Source organism: Syntrophomonas sp. UBA1041 (assembly GCF_002316705.1).
Taxonomy (GTDB): Bacteria; Bacillota; Syntrophomonadia; order Syntrophomonadales; family Syntrophomonadaceae; genus DTU019.
This window is the reverse complement of the sequence record NZ_DCEA01000071.1, coordinates 113,114-113,603: the sequence shown is the minus strand read 5'-3', so window position 1 is coordinate 113,603 and position 490 is coordinate 113,114. Positions and strand designations below refer to the sequence as shown.

Below are 490 nucleotides of genomic sequence, written 5' to 3'. Positions count from 1 at the left end.
AATCATCCTCGATGGCGGCCGCCTGCCCCGGATCGACCAGGAGCATGCAGCCGGACACTAAATCCGCTTCATGCAGCAGCCGATTGGCCTGGGTCAATGAGGTATAGCATATACTGCCGAAAAGCTGCCGGTTTATGGACACCACCGGCAGTTCGGTAGTTAGCGGCTCGCCCATTTTATAGGCGGTCTCCACAGTAACCAGGTCGCCGGGCTGTGCTCCCAGCTTGCGGGCAGTGATTTCGCCAAGTACAATGCCTTCCTCGGGTATAGCCATGGGATTGCCCTCGTTGTCGGAAGGCATCTTTAGCTGGTTGCCCTCAGCTTGGCCGTTGACCGCATCCTCGACGGTTCTGCCGTTGTAGTGGATTTTCACCGGGATCTCGATAAAAGCCTCTGTACGATTGACTCCTTCCATCCGGGAAATGGACAATAACTCGCTGGTTCTGACCGGTTGATCGAAACGCACCAGGTAATGGTAAAGCATCTCTTT

Annotated in this window: 1 pseudogene; it reads right to left on the bottom strand. The window is 55.1% G+C overall.

Going from position 1 to position 490, the window contains the following annotated elements:
• Window positions 1-490, bottom strand: a pseudogene (locus B2633_RS11265) (ABC transporter permease); the annotation flags it as partial.